Raw genomic sequence first — 23218 nt, forward strand, 5'->3', positions numbered from 1 at the left:
TTGCGTTCAGGGGATGCGAACCAGTGGGAGGGCCTAGCCCTAGGGACAGAGCTAGGACCAAAGCTAGGAGCAGAGCCTAGGCTTAGGGTTCCATGAGGCTCAGGCTTCGATGTAGCTCTCTCTTCAATCGAGTACAGGCTTCTATGGAGCTCAAGCTTCGTCAAATCCCCTACTACGTTATACACCCACGTAGCAGTCAGAACATTAGGCAACGTTCAATTTTAGGTTCCACCTAACTCGAACACTTTAATTGTATTTTGTGCAACTAAAAGGTTCCCTTTGACCTCAACAACTCGGTTTAACTGCATTCCGTACACTTATATTCTCTGATTTACTCCTAGATTGTCATTTTCTCCATTTTTAGTTGCACAAAGTACAATTAATCCTAAATAAACCCTACACCATGATAAATAGCTGCATAAAGTGCAACTAAAGCCACCCCTAACACCATTACTCATCACTCATTACTCATTACTCATTACTCATTACTCATTACTCATTACATTATCCTTTATCCTTTGAGGAAATCGAGGCACATTACGAAAAAATGTTTTTACTATTCGTATGCTGGGAAGCAGGAGCACGCGGAAGAAATAGTGCAGGATGTGTTTGTGCGAATATTATCAATTTAGACTGAAAGTGAAATGTGCGATATTGTCTCAGCCCTGCCACGAGTGTTTCGCGAGGTTATTCCTTTGGCCTTATCCGGAGGGAATACTACATTAAATAATTCATCTTAAGAAAACAAAAAAACGGCCACCCACCGATATCCATTGCCGGGTGACAGTTTTTACGTACCTTTTGAACGAATTAGTGTCCTTTGCGGCGATTGCTAAGCCACAACGGAAATCGAAATACAAAATTGATAAACAAAACTACAAATACAAGTACGGCTGCCGACTTATCAGCAATTTGACGTGCATCTTCTACAATCGCCTCGGATTGTACATACCAAAGATGTACGGCCAGTGTTTCACCCGGCGAGAACAGATTGAAATCCCACATTTCGCCCGAGGTACTGAGACCAGCGGTAAGGATAATAACCGCAGACTCCCCGAAGGCGCGTCCAGCAACGAGACAAATCCCAGTAACAATGGCAGACATTGCAACGGGCAGGACTACCGTGCGGATCACGTGGAATTTAGTCATCCCAAGCGCATAACCAGCCTCGCGGATCTCCCCGGGGACAGCACGTACCGCTTCCTCTGTCACTCGCGCAAGCATAGGTAGATTCAGCAGCGCCAAGCTGACGCCTCCGCCAAGAATCGTCAGACCGATATCGAAATATTCCGCAAAAATTGCAAGTCCGAGCATACCGAACACAATCGATGGAACCGATGAGAGAGATTCTACGCAAATACGTAGTGCGCCTGTAAATTTATTGTCTGGTGCATATTCAGCCATATAGATTCCCGCACCCAAACCAATTGGAACGGAAATAAACAGCGAGATGAACAAAATGTAAAAGGAGTTAAACAGCACCGGGCCAATCCCACCACCTGCGTCAATCTCTTCAGGCTGTTTAATCAAGAAATCGGGCCGAAGTGCCGGTAAACCTTTACTAAGAATCGTGAAGAGCAGCCAGAAGATCAGCAGCATGACTAAAGCCCCAAGCGTATAAAACCCTATGGTTGCAATTTTATTGTTTCTTTGAGCCCGCGCTGTATGCTTTGTACTTGCGAATCCGTTCACGCTGCATCCCTCCTTTTTCTACCCAGCACGCGGATGATCAGAATTAATACAAATGATATTACTAGCAGGAGAAATGCCATCATATGTAGTGCATAGTTCCAAGTAGAGTCAAACTCTACATTGGAGATTTGCATAACGATGTTACTAGTCAGCACCGATGCTGGCGTGAATAACGTCTTCGCCAATTGTGGTGTATTCCCGATAACCATAACTACAGCCATCGTCTCACCCACAGCACGAGTCATACCTAGAATAACCGCAGAGATAATACCCCGGCTAGCCGCAGGCAGTACTACACGCATAATGACCTGTAAACGGGTAGATCCAAGAGCATATGCAGCATCACGATATTTGCGCGGCACAGAGACAATGGCATCATCACTGATTCGGCAAATCGTTGGCAGCACCATTAATGCGAGCACAAGCGCAGCAGCTAACAAGCCATCGCCTAAGCTCTCCCCACTAATTCTGCGCAAGAAAGGAAGTAATACCGTTAAGCCTATATATCCGTAAACAATTGAAGGAATACCTACCAATAAATCTAGCACTGGACGGATAAAAGTCTTCATCCATTTTGGAGCAATCTCTGCACAAAGTACTGCCATCCCTACCGAAATAGGAACTGCGATCAGCAGCGTTAATGCAGTTAGTGAAAGTGTATTTACAATGAAGGCAGCCGCTCCAAAAGAATCCTCTTCCGGCGTCCAGTTAAAGGAAAAGAAAAAGTCCGCAGGCGAGAGATGGCCGAACAGAAGCATAGCCGTTTTGCCGATAAATAGAATTACAAGTCCAAGCACGAAGCAAAGCGCAAGAATGCTGAATAAAAAATAAAACTTAAACAATTTGTTGCTAAACAAATGTCTACCATGACGTTTGGGATTAGCGCTAACCTGCGTTACGCTCTCTTTTCCCCTAGTTGCCAAGCTTTGGACTGGTGCCCCCATACTTTCCCTCCTGTAAGCGGCCACCCCCGTATCAAGATCGGAGCTGGCCGCTGTTACCGTTCAATATGATCTTTAGATGTTATTAGCCCTTCATTGCTGCGATCGGAATAAATTTAAGCTTTTTCAGGGAACCTTGTTGGAACTTCTTGCTTTGTACGTATTCGATGAATTCTTTTGTAGCGCCAGTAGGTTGGCCTTTAGTCATGTAGTAACCATAAGCCCAGATCTTATAAGATCCATTGATTACGTTGTCTGTAGTAGCAGCTATACCGTTGTGTTTAACAGCTTTTACGTCGCCACTTACATATACAAGGTCGATATAACCGATAGAGTTAGGAGTTGTTCCTACGGCAGTCTTCATGTCACCGGATGAACCTGTTTCTTTGTAGTTCTTAGCTTTTTTAACGATATCTCCGCCATCCAAAGCTTTAGCTTGATAGTTAACGCGTGTACCGGAACCGAAAGAGCGAGTGATAACCACGATGTCAGCATCTGAACCGCCTACTTCTTTCCAGTTCGTGATTTTACCTGCGAAAATACCTTTAAGCTGTTCAGTTGTAAGGTTATCTACACCAACATTTTTGTTAACGATTGTAGCAAAAGGAATAACTGCTACTTTGTTTGCTACTTGACCGTCAAAAGCTTTGAAGCCTGGTACGTCGATGCTAGCATCCCAGTCGCAAGCGCCGATATCAGCGATGCCTTTTTTTACAGCTTGAGGTCCAGTTACAGAACCTTTACCCGATGCAGCGATTTTCACTTTAGGGTGCAGCTTTTGGAATTCTTTTGCCGCTTGAAGCGTCAATGGAAGAAGTGCGGTCGAACCGTTAACGGTGATTTTACCTTTAAGTGAATCGGCTGCTGCTGCAACCCCTGCGAAAGATGCGGTTACTGCAATTACAGCTGTTAGAGCCGTTACTGTTAGCTTTTTGAAAATCTTCATTGTTATTATTTCTCCTCTCGGCTCTACGCCGTTAAAATATGATTAGGGATATTATTATTTCGTCAGTTGCAATGCTTTACCGCCTTGAACCACCCATACACCGCCGTCACTTACGATAGCAAGCTTGCTTCCATCATTCGAAACAGCTACTTCAGATACATCTTCAGTGGAGCGGAACAGCTCAGTCTTAGCTCCATTGTTATCAACGGAATAGACTACTGTGCTTCCATCTGCCGCTGAACCTGCTACAACCAAGCCGTTCTTAACGCCAGTAGACCAAGTTACTTCAACATCAAGTGCAATGTTGCTGCTTTTTCCGTCTGCTTTTACAACCTTCAATGTGTTAGCTGCGTTACCTTCAGCATCTGCACTCAGGTAAACGACGCTACCATCAGCAGAAATTTCAGGGTACAGTTTGTTATCCGGTGTAGTTGTCAGTGCAGCTGGTTTAGCATCTTTCGTAGCCAGGTCAAGCTTGTAAAGCTGCTCTCCAGCAGAGCTGAAGTCTACAGTAAGAGAATCTTCTGTGCTGTCCGCATCGTTTTTAGCAACACCCGTCAAGTTAACGATATAAACGGCGCTCTTTTCGTCAGCGGAAATGCGCAGTTCGGATTTATTTTCTACTTTGTCTGCCAATACGGATTTAACTTCACCAGTGTCTACAGCGATTTTTGCGAGTTTCTCTTGCTTGTCACCTTGGACGAAGTAAATACTTTTACCATCGTTCGACCACACCAGATCCGTTTTTACACTATTGTCAGTACCAAGTGTCTTAGTAGCTCCGCTAGACAGGTTAATCAGATTCAACAAACCAGTCTCATCATTGAAAGCTCCCCACTGCCCATCCGGCGATACTGCAAAATCTACTGCACTGTCATTTGATGAAAATACTTCGTAGTTACCTGGCTCTGTGCTGAACTTGATAAGTTGAGCAGATTCAGCATCACTTTTGTTCGCAATCAGACTTCCAGCTGCTGTCCAGTGCAAAGTATCAAACAATCCTTCAGGACGAGCAAAGCTTAGAATCGTGCTAGCGTCAGCATCCAGTTCTCCACCTAATGCATAAACTAACTTTGAAAGCTCTACATAGGTTTTACCGTTATAAAATACTGGAGCAACTGTGAATGTCTCGGAATTACCATCTACTTGATAGCTCTTTGAGCCTGTTTTGAGCTTCACATTATGTAATCCTTTGCTGTCATTAAGTTCAAACCCGCCAGCTCCAAGTACTAACTTAGCTCCAATTTCACCAGCTACCTGATTCAGCGAGTACAGCTTGTAACCACTGCTATTAATGGTGTTAAACACAATCGGCGTACCATTTACATTCCAAGTAGCTGTACCTTCTTTAACTGCTGTTTTTGCAGCGGTTTGATTGGTAGCCACAGATTTTACATTACTGCCGATGCTAGCTGCAGATACACTCCCAACGCCTACTGTTGCAAGAAGTGCTGAAGCCAACGTTGCGCTAATCCATTTACTGTTTTTCAATTAGATTCACCCTTTTCGTATAGGTAACTGCTAATGTCATTTTCGTCTACAATTGTCAACTCTGTTGCAGAGGAATGTTATGGAAATATTAACTATAATTATTTTTTTGAAAAAGTAGGTATATTAGCGTACTAGACTGCTAAATTCAGATAAACCAAATGGACTAGACACGAAAAAGCCTCATGGGGGATAGCTCTGCGGGGTGCAGTAGCTTTTACTCCATGAGGCTTTTTGTAAATGTGATCTACACTAACTCTTCATTTAAATGCTTTTCCAACGTTCTCCGTACAGCCCCTGGGCCTTTCAGCATCTCATAGAAGTAGCTTTCAATCTTGCTACCCAGACCGATTTCATATAACGGTACACCAAAGATCTTCTCATTATCTAGAATCCTATGCACATTAGAGGTCGAATCTCCCAATGTCACTCCCTGCAGATGAGCTTGAAGTGACTCCATTAACGGATCGGGACTTAGCTCAAATGAATTTCCTTCATCATCCACTCCGATCAAATAGCGGCACCAAGCAGCAATTGCTAGTGGAATCGCCGTCAATTCAGCTGGATGAAGATCTTCGCGTTGTACATAGGATTTAATCGTTTCCCCATAACGAATGCCTACCTTCTGCGACGTATCTGTCGCAATTCGCTGCGGGGTGTCCGGAATAAATGGATTCGTGAGTCGCTCTTGCAGCACTTCATCCAAAAACTGCTGTGGACGTAGAATGATAGGATCTACAACTACAGGCAATCCTTCCTTATACCCAATCCGCTCGGCTAATGTACGAAGAGTCTGATCCTGCATCTCATCCGAAATCTGTGTGTAGCCTAGTAGACAGCCAGTGACCGCTAATGCAGTATGCAAGGGGTTTAGACAGGTGGTAACTTTCATCGTTTCTACCCTGTTCACGGTCTCACGATCTGTGAATATAATGCCGGCTTCTTCTAATAAAGGTCGCCCATTCGTAAACTTATCCTCAATGACCAGATATTCACTAACTTCTGCGTTAACAAAAGGTGCGGTATGAGCGTTCCTCGAGGTAATAAGTACATCCATGCCGCCAATCCCTTGCTCCTGTAAAGCATTACGTACTACCTCGGATGGACGTGGTGTGATTTTATCGATCATCGACAAAGGGAATGTTATTCGACTCTCGTCTTCGAGGTACGCAACAAAACCTTCCGCCACACCCCCTTTTGCAGCCCATGCCTTGGCGATTGTAATCACGCTATTTTTCAGCATATCCCCATTGTGCGAACAGTTATCCATACTAACAAAAGTCATCGGATACTGCCCCTTAAGATATCGACGGTACGCTAGAGAAGCGATCACACTCATGCTGTGGGATGGCTTCTCTGGCCCTTGCTCCATATCCTTCTTCACGATATCAAGGTACATTCCATCAGGACCGGTCAAGGTATAACCTTTCTCTGTGATGGTGAAGCTGGCCATCTGCAGGCTCGGGTTTTCAAAAATTTCAACCAAACGGCAGTAATCCTGCGCTCGATTCTTGTTTGCCATAATAGCTTCGGTAATGCTGCTAATGACCTTTTTTGTAAACTCGCCACTCGCATTCATTAGTACGAGAAGTGTTAAATGATCATGCGGTTTATAAATTTTGTCAATCAGCTCGTAGTCAGAGGAGGTAGCGGCAATAATACCTGTATCTGCTTTTCCAAGCTCCAACAGCTTCTGGTGAGCATTCGCAACAAATCCCCGAAAAATATTTCCCGCTCCAAAATGAACCCATTCCGGCCTAACGCGCGTATTCTCTGCCACCTGCTCATAATCAAACTGAGGAAGCTCCACGTCAGCATCCTTCCACGCCTCTGCACATGATTGAATACTCTCTCTTGTCAGAAGCAACATTCACTTCACCCCCATCGTATTGTCGAGACTATCCCACACACCAAGTAAATACATGATCCCCATTGCTCTATCGTACAGCCCGTACCCCGGGCGGCAAGTCTTCTCTTCCCCCCACAAATGACGACCATGATCTGGACGCACATATCCCGTATATCCATTCTCATGATACGCTTTAACAACCTCTGCCACATCCACACTGCCATCCCGTCCACGATGAGAGACCTCAATAAAATCTCCGTTCTCAAAAACCTTAACATTTCGAATATGAGCAAAATGAATACGATTACAGAATTCCCGAATCATAGCCGGCAAATCGTTCTTAGGATTCGTACCGAGCGACCCAGTGCAGAAGGTTAATCCATTATACGGACTATCTACTGCGTCAAGTAAACGACGGATCGTATCACGGCTGCGGACAATGCGGGGCAAGCCAAAGATCGGCCAAGCAGGATCATCGGGATGAATAGCCATTTTGATGTCGACTTCTTCACAGACAGGAATAATGCGCTTCAAAAAATAGACCAAGTTCTCGAACAGCTTCTCCTCCGTTACATCTGCATAAGCGGCGAATAGCTCATCGAGCTTCGCAAGACGCTCCGGCTCCCAGCCAGGCATCGTAAATTCACCTGCCCCCTCGAGAATACGATTCACCATGTCGCGCGGGTTCTCATTAATGGCCGCATTTTCATAAAAAAGAGCATTCGAGCCATCTGGCAATTCCTTGTACAGCTCCGTCCGAGTCCAGTCAAAGATCGGCATGAAATTGTAACAGATCACTTTAGTACCGACCTTGGCTAGCTTCCGTATGGTGTCTATGTAAATATCGATATATTTATCACGCGTCGGGAGTCCAATCTTGATATCATCATGGACGTTCACACTCTCTACTACGGCAGTACTAAACCCTTTGCTCGTAATTTGATCCGCAACCTTTTGAATGTCATCCATTTCCCACACTTCGCCCGCTACCTTATGATGTAGTGACCAGACAATACCCATTACCCCCGGAATTTGCCGGATATGATCAAGCGTAATGTTGTCATTGCCTTCTCCATACCATCTCCATGTCATGTTCATCTAGATAAAACCTCCTATAATTTCTTATGTCGAGATCTTGTATACAAGATAATATACTCAAATATTAGATTTAAATAATACCTTTTGTCAATGACATAAAATCAATATTCACCGATCTTGTATACAAGATTAAAAAATTATATAATGAAATAACTATCTTATTTCAGGATCCCGTTTCAGATATCCGCATTACAAATTCAACGGCAATGGAGACGCAACCTCATGTCCACCAAAAATGATATTTTGAACCTATTAAAGCACGAAATTCTTAACCTAACACTAAAGCCTGGATCCATTCTAAGTGAGACCGTGTTATCCGAACGGTTTCAGATATCCAGAACACCTTTGCGCGATGTACTAAAGCAGCTATCCCTCGAGTCCTATATTGATGTGTATCCGAAGAAAGGGAATCTGGTTTCATACATTGATTTGGAATCTGTCGAGCAAATGATCTATTTAAGAAGCGTTTTAGAAAAGGATATTATCAAAGGTCTATGCGATAGCCTTACTCTTAAAGGAATTATAGAACTTAAGAAGAACCTAGAAGAACAAAAAAATGCCATACATCAAGAACATTCCATTGAGCACTTTTTTGCTTTGGATAACGCCTATCATAAGACGTTATTCACATTAGCAGGACATGAATTTTTGTGGGAGCAAATTAAGTTTTCCCATGTGCATTATGAAAGATATCGACGCTTGCATACGCTAAAGGCAGAAAAGCTGGAGAAAATTTTGAGCGAGCATCACATGATCCTGGATTGTATGACAAACCATGAACCAGACAAAGTGGATGAGCTAGTCCAGCATCATTTGCGTGAAGATATGAACTCCTTATACTTACTGGAGAATTTTGCAGATTATATTAAAGCGTAATAACGCGAAGAGGCTGTCCTACAGTAGAAAGATTTGTCCAACTTGGCATATCTATGTGTCTTCGGTCTCGTTGTTTTTGTTGAAACTTCCCCCTCTAAAACAGCGGAGAGGACGGACTGATTGTGGAAAAGCGAAAGCGTTCGCCTTGGTCTCCGGATTTTTACCGCGTAGGGAAAATAAATTAAATCTGGAGACCACAGCGATTGGAACAACGGTCCGTTCGCGGAGCGTCCATATAAAAAGCAATAGTTGCTCCTACGTAAACACAAAAAGACCGCCTCAAGCAGCCATTTTCATGGCTTTTGGGACGGTCTCTTTTTATATAACACGCATTAAGGCATATTCGGATAAATCATTACCTTAATACTTGTATCCTTCTCTTTACGTGCTACTTCAAGAGCTTCTTGAGTATCTGTAAGCGCAAAGCGATGCGTAACTATTTTCTCAATATCTAATGAAGAATGCTGCAACGCTTGGATCGCAGCCGGATAGGTATTCGCGTAACGAAAAACACCATAAGCATCGATCTCACCATCGATAAATCGTCCCATGTCCATCGGAATAGCACTATCGGCTGGTAAACCGACAAATACAATTCTCCCGCCACGGCGAACCCACTTAATTGTATCCGCCATCGCCCTTGCGTTACCCGATGATTCTACGACGAGTGTAACTCCAAATCCGTTCGTTAACTCGTTGAGTCGCTGTCCAACATTCTCTTTTACTGGATCTAATGCTGCAGTGAAGCCCATCTCCATTGCAAGTTGACGCCGAAAAGGTACGACATCCGTACCATAAATTTCAGAAACGCCAAATAGCTTTGCTGCTTGTCCTGCAAGTAGTCCGATCGGACCAAGACCTGTTATTAGCACTCTATCAAACGGTTGAACCTTACCACGCATCATCGCATGAAAACCAACCGACAATGGCTCCAGCATTGCGCCTTCCTCATAACTCATAGAATCCGGAAGTTTAAATAGATAATCGCTTGGCATGACAATGTATTCTGCCCAAGCCCCATTTACTGGGGGTGTTGCAAGAAAGACCACATCTGGACACAAATTATAACGTCCTGATTTACAATAGTCGCATTGTCCACAGGTCACTCCTGGCTCAACCGCTACTCGGTCACCTACAGCTATATTTGATACCTGCTTACCAACCTCAACGACTTCACCAGCCAGCTCATGGCCTAATATGATCGGTTCCTTTACTACATAACGACCGATTCTTCCATGCTCATAGTAATGAACATCTGACCCGCAAATTCCGATACAATACACCTTAATTAGCGCTTCATTATCCTTAGGAACAGGAATATCTATTTGCTTCACAGAAATCGATAATTGCTCATCCATTATTGCAGCATTCATCTTGCCTGTTAACATGTACACGCACCTCATTTATCGTAGTAGTTGAAAGGATAATCGATCATTCAAACCGAAACCAACCGAAATCGAACTGACTTCCAGGCAAGAAGATAAACGTTACCTTCTGCTCCCCTGTCACTTTCTCCAACTCAAATACTCGCTCTACATATCCATCTGACTGTGTAAATTCGATCAGTTGATTGTTAGATGCTTCACCCTCTTCGAAGCGAAGATGAATGGTATTCTTATCGATCGGAGTTCTCCCACAAATGACAAGCTTTGAAGTACCTTCCGTCGTAAAATCCATCTGCTCGAACACGAGAGATACGTTATTCCCGATTCCTTCAACACCCTGTTCCGCGATGGTGAACGTATCACCATAAATGCGATCACAATCCACAGCCCTATTCTGCTCGAACGCTCGGTTCTTTTTCACAAATGAGAAGCCTTTAATGTGCACCTTCTTCTGTAATACGAAACAAATAGAGCTGATACCCGTGAGTCTCTTGGATAATAGATAGGTTGCCTCCTGATAAACATTCCATTGCGATTCCTTCTGATAAATAACGTCTGCCAAAAGCTCACTATGCTCTTCGTCCGGCATGCCTTCCCAAATCTGGAGCTCGTAGGCTTCGCTAGACAATGCGAATAGGGGAATCGTTATCAAATCCGAGCCGTAAGCTCCAAAGTCAATCTCGCGATAAGCAACCTGCGTCTCACCATCTCGACTCGTTGCTACGCCTCGTTCATTTCCGTTCCCGACTTCGCCTTTAACCTCGTCATATAGACCGCCAGATATAAATCCATACGGATCCTTGTAAGCCGTCCCCAGACCGCTCGCTGTAAATTCCAACTGTGAAATCAGCTTTGTCTTTTCCGTACCGTTCTTACTCATACAGCGAATGCGGAAACTCCCATCTCCTAACGCCGTGATCTTGGCTTCTTGTCCCAGTTGTTCGAGCCGCGCTAGATTGGACTCAATCCCTGCATCATTTACAATACTCCACTCCACTTCAGTATAGGAAGTGTCTTTAGGGTAAAGGATGGCGTGTACATTCATTTCTCTTCTATTTTCATTAAACTGTTGTCCAGAATGACTTATAATTTCTATCTTTCGTAAAGGAATTTCTTCTACATTTCCCATTACACAGGGCAACTCTAGATTTCTAGTGTTAGCTGAAATGCCTATTCCACGATCTCCCACAGGGAGCGATTGAAGCTGTAGCTTACTACCTACTACACCTTTCGAGGTAACCTCAACTGTTATCGTACCTGCTTCTAAACTCGCAGCAACAATCGCCATAAGCTTGCCGCTGAACAAGCGTCTACTCGTTCCTTTGTATGGATCATAGTCCGTGCTGTCTCCATTATCTAAACCGATCAAACGGCCTGCTCCGCCCACCTGAACCTGAACGCGACTGTTTGCATTCTCAACAGCATTACCGTGCTCATCCTCCATCGTAATTTCGATGAAGATTAAATCTGTGCCGTTCGCAAGGAGTGTACCCTTATCAGCCTTTAAGCAGATTCGACTCGCATCCCCGAACGATTTCCTGATGTCTACTGCAATGATTTGGCCAGCCTCATCATAAGCGGATGCTTTGAGCTCGCCTGGTTCATAAGGAAGCTTCCACCAGCCCGCTAGCTGCGTTCCATGCACATGATCGATTTCATAGGTCCCAACAGTCTCACCATTGAACTGCAATTCTATCTTGGGAGCATTCGAGCAGACTCGAACATCGATCATTTGACCGGGATTGAAATCCCAATAGGGAAAAATATGCACCATGGGATGCTCCTTGTAATTTGTCCAAGCCGATTGATAGATGTAATATGAATCCTTTTTAAAGGTCGCTGTATCAATCTGTCCAAAATACGAATTCTTCGTATGATACGGTGTAGGTTCACCAATATAATCAAAACCCGTCCATATAAATTGCCCTAATGAGAACGCTGCATCTCGCTCCGCGATAATACACGCTTCTGCTGACTTCGCTCCCCAGCTTGTAGAGCTATTACCTAGTGCAGAGCACTGCTCATCGTCATCAGCCAGGATGGATTGCTCGAATGGGAAATGATATATTCCCCTGCTCTGCACAATAGAGGCGGTTTCACTACCATAGATAATCCAGTCAGGATGTTCCGCGTGATGCTGATGGTAATATTTTTCCGCATAATTGTAGCCTGCCACCTTTACGATGTCCGCACATTTCTGAGCATTCTCCCATGGCATATAGTTCGATCCAATGGTCACTTTCCCGTTGCCTTTCGGATCATATTGAAGCACGACTTCCATCAACATGCTCGTCAATTCTTGCCCTCGCTTGTCAGCATGCGTATCATAAATTTCATTGCCAATACTCCACATTAACAAGCTTGGATGATTACGATCTCGCATGACCCAGCTTCTCACATCTTTTAACGCCCAGTCCTTGAAAAATCTTGCGTAATCATATGTGGTCTTCGATCGCTCCCACACATCAAAGGCTTCTGAAACCACAAGCAGCCCCATTTCGTCCGCCAGATCCATAAGCTCTGCAGCAGGCATATTATGAGCGGTGCGTATTGCATTTACGCCCATGTCCTTTAAGATCTCAAGTCTTCTTCGCAATGCTGCTGTATGAAACGCCGAACCCAATGCTCCAAGATCATGATGCTCACAAACTCCGTTAAGCTTAATCTTTACCCCATTCAGAAGCATTCCCTCTTGCGGATCTAGTACAATCGATCGAAAGCCTATAAACTGTGTTACTTCTTCTATTGTTGTCCACACTTCATCAGAACCCTGATCAGGTGCCTTATGCTGCAATTCCGTTTTTAGCTGATATAAATGCGGCTCACCGGGGCTCCATAATAAAGCATTCTCTACAGTCAGCACCTGACTTACACGTGAGGTGGCTTGTGTTTGATCTCCAGCCGAGATTTTCTCAACACAGGTCTTTATCTCTCGATCCATGTACAGAATGGTTTGGGAAAGCCGAATATCTCCTGTAATGCTCACATCGGTGTCGATCTCCACTCGCCAAACGTCATTTTTTTGTACTGTATGAATGTAAATTCCATCTGTCACGATATGATTGCAATCTCTTGTCTTGAGCCATACATTCCGATAGATACCCGCTCCTGAATACCATCTACTATTCGGACTCTGATGCACAACCTTCACTAGAATTTCATTTTCCCCATCTATGAGCATATCTGTAATCTCGTATTCAAAGGAAGAATAACCGTATTTCCACTCCCCAACCCATTGATGATTCACATAAATCGTGGAGTCCATATAAATACCATCAAAACACAGCAATAGCTGCTCATCGTTCTTCGTATTTATAAAACACTTTCGATACCAGCCAATACTATTCTCATATAAGTCTAACGTGTTATAAATCAACCAATCATGCGGGAGATCGACGGGATGGAAATCCAAGGACTCAGCATTCGTCACTTCTAAAGTACTCTTGGCGAATTCCCAGCCCTCATTAAATAATCTTTTCTGATTCAAGGTGTATCTTCCTTTCTTCTCATAGGATTATGAAACAAAGGGATGGAGCAACAGAAGGAGTGGCCCTGCTGGACACACTCCTCCTAATGCTAATATTTAGTATATTGTACGTTGATGCTGGTCTGGGATACCGCTTTTTCGATAGAAATACGTATTGATGATATCTCTCCACTCGCGGGCATGTAGTACCTGTTCGTGCAGACGGTCTGCCACCTGCCCAAACCTGCTGCCGTCCATTTTCCCCTCAAGGGATTGCCACTTCTCTTTCAGCCCTGCTGCGCGATCGACGCCATCAAAATGCGTATCATAAATATGTTGGATGACCGTTTTACCAGATATAAGAGTATGCGTATACGGTACATGATGAAAGAACAGTAATAGCTCATCTGGACAAGTAGCTACCGATTCATACAAATCTACATTCGCTCCTTGATACTGAGCAACATATCCCGTACCCGTCTTTATTGTCCGGTCTACGCCAATCCCTTGTAAGTCTGCAAAATGATACGTTCCCCATTTCGAATATTCATATCCATCCACATTTGGACCGTAATGATGATCTGGATTGACCATCCAGCCTACGCCAAGCGGCGAAGTATAAGATTCATAGATATTCCAGGAGATTAACAAGATCTCACGAATCGTATCTATTAACTGCGCATCCTCTGCACTGAACGTGAGCATTGTCCATTCCTTCGCGATTTGCGCTGCACTTAATTCCGGATTCCAAGCGAGACGCCCGTAACCATATAGATTGGCCTGCGCTAACAAATGCCCAGTCCAGTTATGATCATTACCAATATTTGAAACAGCAGCGAAGCCGCTATATTTATAACCGTACATGGATCCATCGACGACCTGTTTCACCGATGACTCCGAATTCGTTGCGTAAGTATTAAAATCAAGAACTTCCTTCCATTGAGGAATGAGGTAGCAGACATGGCGCTGTTGGCCTGTGTATTCCTGTGTAACCTGAAATTCAATCATCATATTCGTATGCTTCATGGCACCGAACAACGGAGACACACCTTCCCGTACTTGAAAATCCATCGGTCCATTCTTCACCTGCAAAATAACATTATCCATGAATCGACCATCTAGCGGTTTAAAGTGATCATATGCCGCTCGTGCACGATCGGTGGAGCGATCACGCCAATCCTGTTTGCAATTGTAAACGAAGCAGCGCCAGATGACGATTCCCCCGAAAGGCAATAAAGCTTCAGCCAGCATGTTCGAACCTTCTGCATGATCACGATCATAAGTGAATGGACCTGGACGATTCTCTGAATCAGCTTTTACGAGGAAACCGCCGAAATCTGGAATCAATTTATAAATTTCTACCGCCTTTGCCTTCCACCATTGGCGTACATCAGAATCTAACGGATCAGCTGTATTCAATCCACCGATTTCGATCGGGCTAGCATAGTTAATACTTAGGAATAGCTTCACCCCGTAGGTACGGAAGGTATCGGCAATCCTCGCGATGTCAGGAAGATAGCGCTCCGTAATAAACATCGTTTCAAACCGATGTACATTGACATTGTTTATAGCAATCGCATTGATTCCTATCGAAGCGAGCATTCTCGCATAATCTTGCAATCGAGCAAAGTCCTTAGTGATTTCGTTGTATGAGTAGAATATGGACTTCCCTGCGTAACCACGTTCGATGCTTCCATCGATATTATCCCATTGATTCATCATGCGGAGCATATTTACCGGCTGATCCAACATATCCAACGCCTTAATAGATTGACCCGTTCCAAGTAAGCGTAGGAATGCAAATACACCGTACAATAAACCCACGGGTGTGGAAGCACCAATTGCAATACAGTCCTTCTCCGTATTTGTTCGAATGGCATATCCTTCTGATCCAATTGCTGTCCTTGTAGCCTCGCTAAAGGTATGCGTAATCAACGGATGATTACTATCAAACGTACCGATTGCAATACAAGCTTGTTTATCTTTATCCTGAGATTCAGCAATGGTGGCTTCTATATCCAGCATTCCTTGTATGCCACGTGTTAGTTCTTGCACAGCACTTTTGATCACTGGATGATCTTGATTGACTGTCAAAATGTTATAGCACCAAGGAGAATAGCACTCTCTTACTGCACTCGATTGAATATAAGGATATTCGAGCCAAGCTTTATACCCTGCGTTATGTAATTCTGTCTTTTGTTCTGCCATAATTCGGTGTCCTCCATTAGTGAGTAAGACTTTTTAATCTAGATGTTGCTAGCTGTGTAATGGTTCTCTTATACTTTTGTAAACGATAGGTTATCCGCATCCCTACTAATAGGAGGAACACGAATGTGACGTACCATGAGCAGCAGGACTTACAACCGTTCCATCTCTATTTTGTATATAAAAGAACAAGTACAAATACAGACGACTATCAAGGTACATTCCATGCTCATCAGGGTGTTGAAATTCTTATTGTTCATGAAGGTAAAGGGACGCTGATTATTGATCAAAATAGCTATGAAATAAAGCCAGGGATGATTTGTATTTTCCAGCCGTATCAACTGCATCATATTCAAATTGAAATTAATGAGGCGGTTCCGTTCGTGCGTTCAATCGTGCATTACGAGCCCAGCATATTTAAAGCTTATTTTGAAAAGTGGCCCATCCTACAAAGCTTTTTCAATCATATTCACAGCGGCAATTCCGCCTCACCTCGATGGTATGAACAGCAGGACCTACAATCCCTGATAGCTCTTCTGAAGGCTCTGGATAAAGCGCTTCCAACTTTGCACAAAAATGATTTCATGGAAGAGGTCTCATTGTTTCTCATCACGTTCCTACGTACTTTAAAGCCGCTTTGGGATACACAGCAGAAGCCGGCCTCCATGGAACAATTGCTTCGTAAACCACATCAGGCAGAACGTATTATGGAATGGCTGCAGTTGCATTACAAGGAATCTTTGCGGCTTGATCAAATGAGCAAGGATCTGCATCTTTCACCCCATCATTTATCCCACTTGTTCAAGGAATGTACAGGCAGCAGTATTTCCGATTATTTAACGGTCAAAAGAATGCAGGAAGCCGTTCATCTTCTGACTTCAAGCAAATACACAGTTGCACACATCGCCGAGGAAGTGGGGATCACAAATTGCTCTCATTTTTGCAAATTGTTCAAAACCCATTTCGGCACAACGCCTAATCAATTTCGGAAGCAATGGCATTTGCATCATTGAGTTGTCGAACCTCCCATCCACCGTATTCCTTATTAACATCATATCAAGTTGGTTCGTAAGCAGGTATTCGTATCTTGTGCAAAAATGCCGCTACTTTGCGATTTACACCTGATTGTAAGTTAATTTCAAGTAGCGGAAATCAAGCACTTTACATTTACTGGATTCCGGAGCACAATAATGAGTGAGCGCTCACTCATTATTGTTGTGCAGAGCACTCAGTAACACCACTTTGTATCCCAGACTATTCAGAATCGAGGAGATGAATATGGGTTCGGAAGCTCCAGTCATTTCAGTGAGCCATGTTGGTAAAGCCTTTGGAGACAGACAGGTGCTCGAGGATATTTCGCTTCAAGTAGAGCGTGCGGAAACCTTCGGCATACTAGGACCCTCTGGCTCCGGAAAAACAACGCTAGTAAAGCTGCTTACAGGTATCGATGAGGTGACCTCAGGTGAAGTAAAGGTGCTTGGTGTCACCATGCCTAAGTTATCCATGCTGCAGCAAATTGGATACATGGCTCAATCTGATGCCCTATATACGGAACTCAGCGCAAAAGAAAATCTGGAGTTCTTCGCTGCGCTATATGGACTAAAAGGTGCGGAGCGCGGCAAACGCATCAAAGCTGTTATGGAACTAGTAGATCTTCAGGAGCATCTGCGCAAAAGAGTAGATCAATACTCTGGCGGAATGAAACGCCGCCTATCCCTGGCGATTGCGCTGCTCCATGAGCCTCCGCTACTTCTACTTGATGAACCAACAGTTGGTATCGATCCTGTACTCCGACTATCCATCTGGAAAGAACTAAAAGCTCTGAACGAGAAAGGTACCACGATTGTACTAACTACGCATGTCATGGATGAAGCTGAGAAATGTGATCGCCTTGGAATGATCCGTGATGGCAAGCTGCTTGCCGCCGACACACCTGCCGGATTGCTTGAAGCCACTGGCTCCGCTTCTATTGAAGAAGCCTTTCTATATTATGGAGGTGTCCGTTCATGAGAATCCGAGCGATCACCTTACGGATTTTGCGACAATTTATTCATGATAAAAGAACGATGGCCTTAATGTTCATTGCACCGCTCATCGTTCTAAGTTTAATGAGCTTGGTATTCAACGGGGACGCCTATGAGCCAAAAATCGGAGTATCCGGTGTGCCACTAAATATCTCAGCTGCGTTAAAAGAAGAAAATACCACAATTAAAGAGTATGCCAGCGAAGAGCTAGGGAAAAGTGCTCTAGTAGAAGGAAAGATTGACGCTTTGATCACTTTGGACGGAAACGTTGGGAATTCAGGAGTCATCCCTCAAGTGTTGTTAGAGGGTAGCAATCCTACAGCCAACAAGGCGGTAATTATGACGCTTCAAAAGCTTTCTCAGAAGCTCCTTCCAAGTACAGAGGAACAGCTGCAATTACAGCCCCAGATCAGCTACTTATACGGTTCTGAGAATATGAAGACGATTGACCGCTTCGGCCCGATTATGATTGGCGTATTTGTTTTCTTTTTCGTATTCCTGATTGCCGGTGTTTCTTTCCTGCGAGAGCGGACTACAGGCACCCTTGAACGTTTACTTTCCACTCCTTTAAAAAGATGGGAGATTGTACTCGGGTATGTATGTGGTTTCGGCATTTTTACCGTATTCCAAGCGCTATTGATCTCGTGGTTTTCCATTCAGATTCTTGGCATTATGATGACGGGAAGCTTTGGTTACGTAATGCTGATCACCTTACTCCTGTCGATGACAGCTTTGACGCTGGGCACGCTATTATCTGCTTTTGCAGCCAACGAGCTACAGATGATTCAGTTCATCCCGCTTATTATCGTGCCACAAGTCTTCCTCAGCGGACTGTTCCCACTCGACACCCTACCGCTATGGCTACAGCGCATCGGCTACGCAACCCCAATTTATTATGGATCAGAAGCGCTTATGAACATCATGATCCGTGGCAAAGGATGGAATTCCATCGCTCTGGATGTCTATGTGCTGATCGGGTTTTCACTATTATTCATGGTGCTGAATGTATTGGCACTACGCAAACACCGGAAAATGTAGCCTCACTAAGAACTTTCATCGGTTGAACGGAATGAACCAAGTTTGGAGGATAATTGTAATGAAAGAACATGATTCTGCGGAACGAAATATAGAAGAGCAGTGGATTGAAGAGCTGCTGGCCATAAGTGAAGAGGATAAACTGACACCGAAGCAGATTTCCATTTTGCATGCGGCGATTGAGGTGTTCTCCGAAAAAGGTTACGCTGCTGCTGCGACTAGTGAAATTGCTCAAAAGGCAGGCGTAGCAGAGGGGACGATTTTCCGATATTACAAAACCAAAAAAGATTTACTGCTCTCCATCATTGGCCCCACCATGAGTCGTATGCTCGCTCCTTTTGTACTGCGGAATTTCAACGGGGTACTCGATGTTCCCTATGACAGCTTCGAAGAATTCCTACGGTCATTTATCGTCAATCGTCTGGAGTTCGCCCGTAGAAATTTTAAAATGCTAAAGATTCTGATACAGGAGATTCCTTTCCAACCATTGCTCAGAGAACAGTTCGCAGAAAATATTCTAAGCAAGGTGCTGGAGCGCGTCATCGAAATTGTTGAACACTTCAAGGCAAAAGGTGAAGTCATTGAATTACCCACACCCGCTATTCTACGTTTCACTATTTCATCCATTGGTGGGTATTTGCTTAATCGCCTGCTACTACAACCAGAGAAGGACTGGAACGATGAGGAAGAGATTAACCTGACGATCCGTTTTATTATGCACGGGATTAGTGGAGTAGCAGCCCCTATTTGATGCGCACGCCCGTTCTGTTATCATAAGGACTATATAATAATCGGACTTTTCGAAGAACAAGTTACGAGGAAGGAATTATGTTATGGGCTTTAGTGTGACAGAACGGGTAATTAAGCTGCTGTGCGGCAAGTCTATTTTTGAAAAAGGATTGGCTTATTACCAGTCTGGAAGCGTCGATATAATAGATGTTGAAGAACGTAATGAATCCATCCCAGATCTTCCCCGCTCTCGTTATGAAGCGCTCGTTCAAGGGGGCATTGGCTACGAAATCATGGTTGTCATCGATATCGACGGTGATGTCACGGCAGAATGTACTTGTCCTGCTTACACGCATGGAGGGCCTTTCTGCAAACATATCGCAGCCGTACTGATCAGCATTGATGCCCTTGAAACTGCTGGAGAACGGCCAGCTCATACTGGAACTTCTAGCCTTTCTACTATTGAAGATACTGGAGTCTTAACACCACGTAATGTTACGGATTCTACGCGAGACATGGGAGGAAGGTCCAGAGACCAGCATCTTGTGAGCAGCCTGCTAGGCATGTTCAGTAACCATAAGCCGCGTCCGAGCGGTACTGGGGCTTTTGTAGATAATAGGATCCCTTTAAATGTCGAGTTCATCTGCAAGCCATTCACTTACAGCTATAGCACTACCATGCTGGGAATAGAAATGAAAATCGGCTCGAAACGACTATATGTCGTTCATAAAATTAGAGGTTTTCTGGAACGTGTACATCGTGGAGAAACCTTCGAATTCTCGAAACATTTCGTCTATGACCCTGCCATTCACAGCTTTCGGAAGGAAGATAACATCGTTCTTCAGAAGCTAATTGAAATTGTCTTAAATGAAAAAATGTATCGCGATAACGTCACTAACTACTCTCCATATGGTGGCAACCTGGGGGGAGATCGCCTGCTGGCTATCCCTCCTTTTTTCTGGGAGACGCTTCAGCCCGCACTTTCAGAGGTTCAGTCGGTATATCTGCAACAAGAAGAGGTGTTGTACGAAGGCATTCATATGTCTAATGAAGCACCACCCCTTAGCTTTGCGTTCGAGCAAGCCGAAGGTGAAGGATACCATCTGGATATTCAAGGACTGGAGCAGATCTCAGTTCTGGAAGATTACGGACTCGTGCTGTCTGAAGGTAAGCTGTTGAAGCTAACTGCTCAGGAATGCATGCGCCTATCTGAGATGAAAAAAATGCTGGAATCCTCTCGTCGAGATGGCATCGATATTGCCCCCGAACAAATGGAGCCCTTTATGGACAAGGTTATCCCTGGTCTAAAAAAACTGGGAAACGTGCATATTGCCGAATCTATTGCTGATCGAATTGTGCAACATAAGCTTATAGCCAGGCTCTATCTGGACCGCGTGAGAGATCGACTGCTCGCCGGGCTAGAGTTTCAGTATGGTGACATTATCATCAATCCTTTGGATGAAAAAGCCCATGTTCGCGGTACGGACTTGATTCTTATACGCGACGGTGAAGGAGAGGCCCGAATTCTGGAGCTGATGGAGCATGAATCCTTCGCCAAAACCGAAGGCGGGTATATTATGACGGATGAGGACGGTGAGTACGATTTTTTATACCACACGATTCCGTTGCTTGAACCACTATTAACGGTCTATGCGACCACCGCTGTCAAAGAAAGACTATTCACGGGAACCACGCCACCAAAAGTGAGTATTAGTTGGAATGAGAAAACCGACTGGCTTGATTTTAAATTCGACATGGGTGGTATTCCCGAATCTGAGATTGTGATGGTCTTAAAATCACTTCAGGATAAACGTAAATACTACCGCTTGCCAGAAGGGGCACTGCTACCGCTGGAGAGCGAGGAGCTCCAAGAAATCATCACCTTTATGAACGAGATGGGCATTCGAGAAGGTGAGATTAAAGGTGCGCAATTTTCTTTACCAGTCGTTCGTGGGTTACACTTAACCTCTTCCGATTCTCAAGGTGACTCAGTCAAACTGAGCAGATCCTTTAAAAGATTACTTGCGAATATGCACAATCCTGAGAACCTTGATTTCCCAATACCAGAGAGTCTGGCTCCTGTGCTCCGGGATTATCAGCAGTATGGATTTCAGTGGCTGAAGACGCTGGCCCATTACCGTTTCGGGGGAATTTTAGCGGATGATATGGGTCTTGGCAAAACGCTGCAAAGTATCGCTTTTCTGCTCTCTGAGCTTCCGGATATTCGTCAGAGTGGTCTGCCCGCTCTTATTGTCGCTCCTGCCTCTCTGACCTACAACTGGCATAATGAGCTTAAAAAGTTCACGCCTGAGATCAAGGCTGTTATTGCAGATGGAAGCTTAACAGAACGCGGTCGGATTTTAAAAAATGCAGCGAAGGCGGATGTAATCATCACCTCTTACCCACTGCTTCGCAGAGATGTTCAGTTGTATGCTAAGAAATCTTTTCATACCCTGATTCTCGATGAAGCGCAAACCATAAAGAACCATACGACGCAGACCGCTCAAGCAGTTATGGCTCTTCAAGCCCGGCATCGTTTTGCACTTACTGGGACTCCTGTTGAGAATGCGCTAGAAGATCTATGGTCCATCTTCGGCACTGTGTTTCCCGGGTTGTTTCCAGGTAAGAAGGCTTTTCACGATTTGCCGAGGGAAACTATCGCTAAACGGGCACGTCCCTTTTTGCTGCGCCGCTTAAAGAGTGATGTGTTAAAAGAATTGCCTGAGAAAATCGAATCACTCCAAGCCTGTGAGCTGTTCCCTGAGCAGAAGAAGTTATATGTCGCTTATCTCGCCCGTTTGAAAAAAGAGGCTCTAAAGCATCTGACCCAGGATAGCTTCGGTAATAATAATCGGATTAAAATCCTTGCTGGACTCACCCGTCTGCGCCAGCTATGCTGTCACCCGGCTCTATTTGTGGACGGGTATGAAGGAAGCTCCGCCAAATTCGAGCAGCTGTTTGAAATCATAGAGGAATGCCGCAGTTCAGGTAAACGAATGCTAGTATTCTCCCAGTTCACAGAAATGCTCGGTTTGATTGGACGTGAACTCGGCTATCAAGGTATTCCATATTTTTACCTAGACGGTCAAACGCCTGTGTCTCAGCGCGTAGATTTATGTAATCAATTTAATGAAGGGGAGCGGGATATTTTCCTTATCTCCTTAAAAGCTGGCGGAACCGGACTCAACTTAACAGGAGCAGACACTGTCATTCTATACGATCTATGGTGGAACCCTGCCGTCGAACAGCAAGCTGCAGATCGGGCTCACCGAATCGGACAGAAAAAAGTAGTTCAAGTCATTCGGCTCGTCACCCAAGGTACTGTGGAAGACAAGATGTATGAGCTACAACAGAAGAAAAGGAACTTAATCGATGAAGTGATCCAGCCAGGTCAGGAAGGGTTATCTACCCTTACAGAACAAGACATCCGAGAAATTCTGATGATCTAGGTGTAATGATGTTTGGAGAAAAATAGGGATATCCT

General features: G+C 44.4%; 15 protein-coding genes. 6 read left to right on the forward strand and 9 right to left on the reverse strand.

Annotated features, from left to right (window positions below; all coding sequences use genetic code 11):
* Positions 1-810: 810 nt before the first annotated feature.
* From pstA to uxuA, 6 genes are all read right to left on the reverse strand, one after another.
* A complete protein-coding gene (gene pstA, locus MKX41_RS18730) occupies positions 811-1692 on the reverse strand; it encodes a phosphate ABC transporter permease PstA (protein ID WP_340972561.1) in 882 nt (293 codons plus the stop codon).
* Positions 1689-2636 (reverse strand): phosphate ABC transporter permease subunit PstC, encoded by a 948-nt coding sequence (pstC, locus tag MKX41_RS18735; RefSeq protein WP_340972564.1) that lies wholly within the window; start codon positions 2634-2636, stop codon positions 1689-1691. Before pstC ends, pstA begins: the two co-directional genes overlap by 4 nt.
* A gap of 82 nt (positions 2637-2718) precedes the next feature.
* A complete protein-coding gene (locus MKX41_RS18740; protein WP_076286457.1) occupies positions 2719-3579 on the reverse strand; it encodes a phosphate ABC transporter substrate-binding protein in 861 nt (286 codons plus the stop codon).
* A gap of 54 nt (positions 3580-3633) precedes the next feature.
* Entirely contained in the window at positions 3634-5070 is a 1437-nt protein-coding gene (locus MKX41_RS18745; protein ID WP_340972567.1) for a stalk domain-containing protein, read from the reverse strand.
* Positions 5071-5314: 244 nt separating this feature from the next.
* Positions 5315-6937 (reverse strand): mannitol dehydrogenase family protein, encoded by a 1623-nt coding sequence (locus MKX41_RS18750; protein WP_340972568.1) that lies wholly within the window; start codon positions 6935-6937, stop codon positions 5315-5317.
* On the reverse strand, positions 6938-8014 hold the full coding sequence (uxuA, locus tag MKX41_RS18755) for a mannonate dehydratase (RefSeq protein WP_076300702.1): 1077 nt from the start codon (positions 8012-8014) through the stop codon (positions 6938-6940).
* A gap of 222 nt (positions 8015-8236) precedes the next feature.
* Here uxuA and MKX41_RS18760 point away from each other — a divergent pair, with 222 nt between their 5' ends.
* Complete coding sequence (locus MKX41_RS18760) at positions 8237-8890, forward strand: GntR family transcriptional regulator (protein ID WP_340972570.1); 654 nt, start codon at positions 8237-8239, stop codon at positions 8888-8890.
* A 332-nt stretch (positions 8891-9222) separates the two neighbouring features.
* On the opposite strand, the gene MKX41_RS18765 is transcribed toward MKX41_RS18760, so the two are convergent.
* The 3 genes from MKX41_RS18765 to MKX41_RS18775 form a co-directional block, all read right to left on the reverse strand.
* Complete coding sequence (locus MKX41_RS18765) at positions 9223-10278, reverse strand: NAD(P)-dependent alcohol dehydrogenase (protein WP_340972572.1); 1056 nt, start codon at positions 10276-10278, stop codon at positions 9223-9225.
* A gap of 43 nt (positions 10279-10321) precedes the next feature.
* A complete protein-coding gene (locus tag MKX41_RS18770) occupies positions 10322-13762 on the reverse strand; it encodes a glycoside hydrolase family 2 TIM barrel-domain containing protein (RefSeq protein ID WP_340972573.1) in 3441 nt (1146 codons plus the stop codon).
* Between the two features lie 96 nt (positions 13763-13858).
* Positions 13859-15949 (reverse strand): alpha-glucuronidase family glycosyl hydrolase, encoded by a 2091-nt coding sequence (locus MKX41_RS18775; protein ID WP_340972575.1) that lies wholly within the window; start codon positions 15947-15949, stop codon positions 13859-13861.
* Positions 15950-16074: 125 nt separating this feature from the next.
* On the opposite strand from MKX41_RS18775, the gene MKX41_RS18780 reads away from it, so the two are divergent.
* The 5 genes from MKX41_RS18780 to MKX41_RS18800 all read left to right on the forward strand — a co-directional run bounded on the left by MKX41_RS18780 (position 16075) and on the right by MKX41_RS18800 (position 23183).
* On the forward strand, positions 16075-16959 hold the full coding sequence (locus MKX41_RS18780; protein ID WP_340972577.1) for an AraC family transcriptional regulator: 885 nt from the start codon (positions 16075-16077) through the stop codon (positions 16957-16959).
* Positions 16960-17224: 265 nt separating this feature from the next.
* Positions 17225-17956 carry an ABC transporter ATP-binding protein gene (locus MKX41_RS18785; protein ID WP_340972578.1) on the forward strand — a complete coding sequence of 244 codons (732 nt, stop codon included), beginning with the start codon at positions 17225-17227 and terminating at the stop codon, positions 17954-17956.
* Entirely contained in the window at positions 17953-19008 is a 1056-nt protein-coding gene (locus tag MKX41_RS18790; protein WP_076286447.1) for an ABC transporter permease, read from the forward strand. Before MKX41_RS18785 ends, MKX41_RS18790 begins: the two co-directional genes overlap by 4 nt.
* A 58-nt stretch (positions 19009-19066) precedes the next feature.
* Positions 19067-19756 carry a TetR/AcrR family transcriptional regulator gene (locus MKX41_RS18795; protein ID WP_081951189.1) on the forward strand — a complete coding sequence of 230 codons (690 nt, stop codon included), beginning with the start codon at positions 19067-19069 and terminating at the stop codon, positions 19754-19756.
* Between the two features lie 82 nt (positions 19757-19838).
* The gene (locus tag MKX41_RS18800; protein ID WP_340972582.1) at positions 19839-23183 is read left to right on the forward strand and encodes a DEAD/DEAH box helicase; all 3345 of its coding nucleotides are present in this window, start codon (positions 19839-19841) and stop codon (positions 23181-23183) included.
* Positions 23184-23218 lie beyond the last annotated feature (35 nt).

Source organism: Paenibacillus sp. FSL R5-0475 (assembly GCF_038004585.1).
Classification (GTDB): Bacteria; Bacillota; Bacilli; order Paenibacillales; family Paenibacillaceae; genus Paenibacillus_AQ.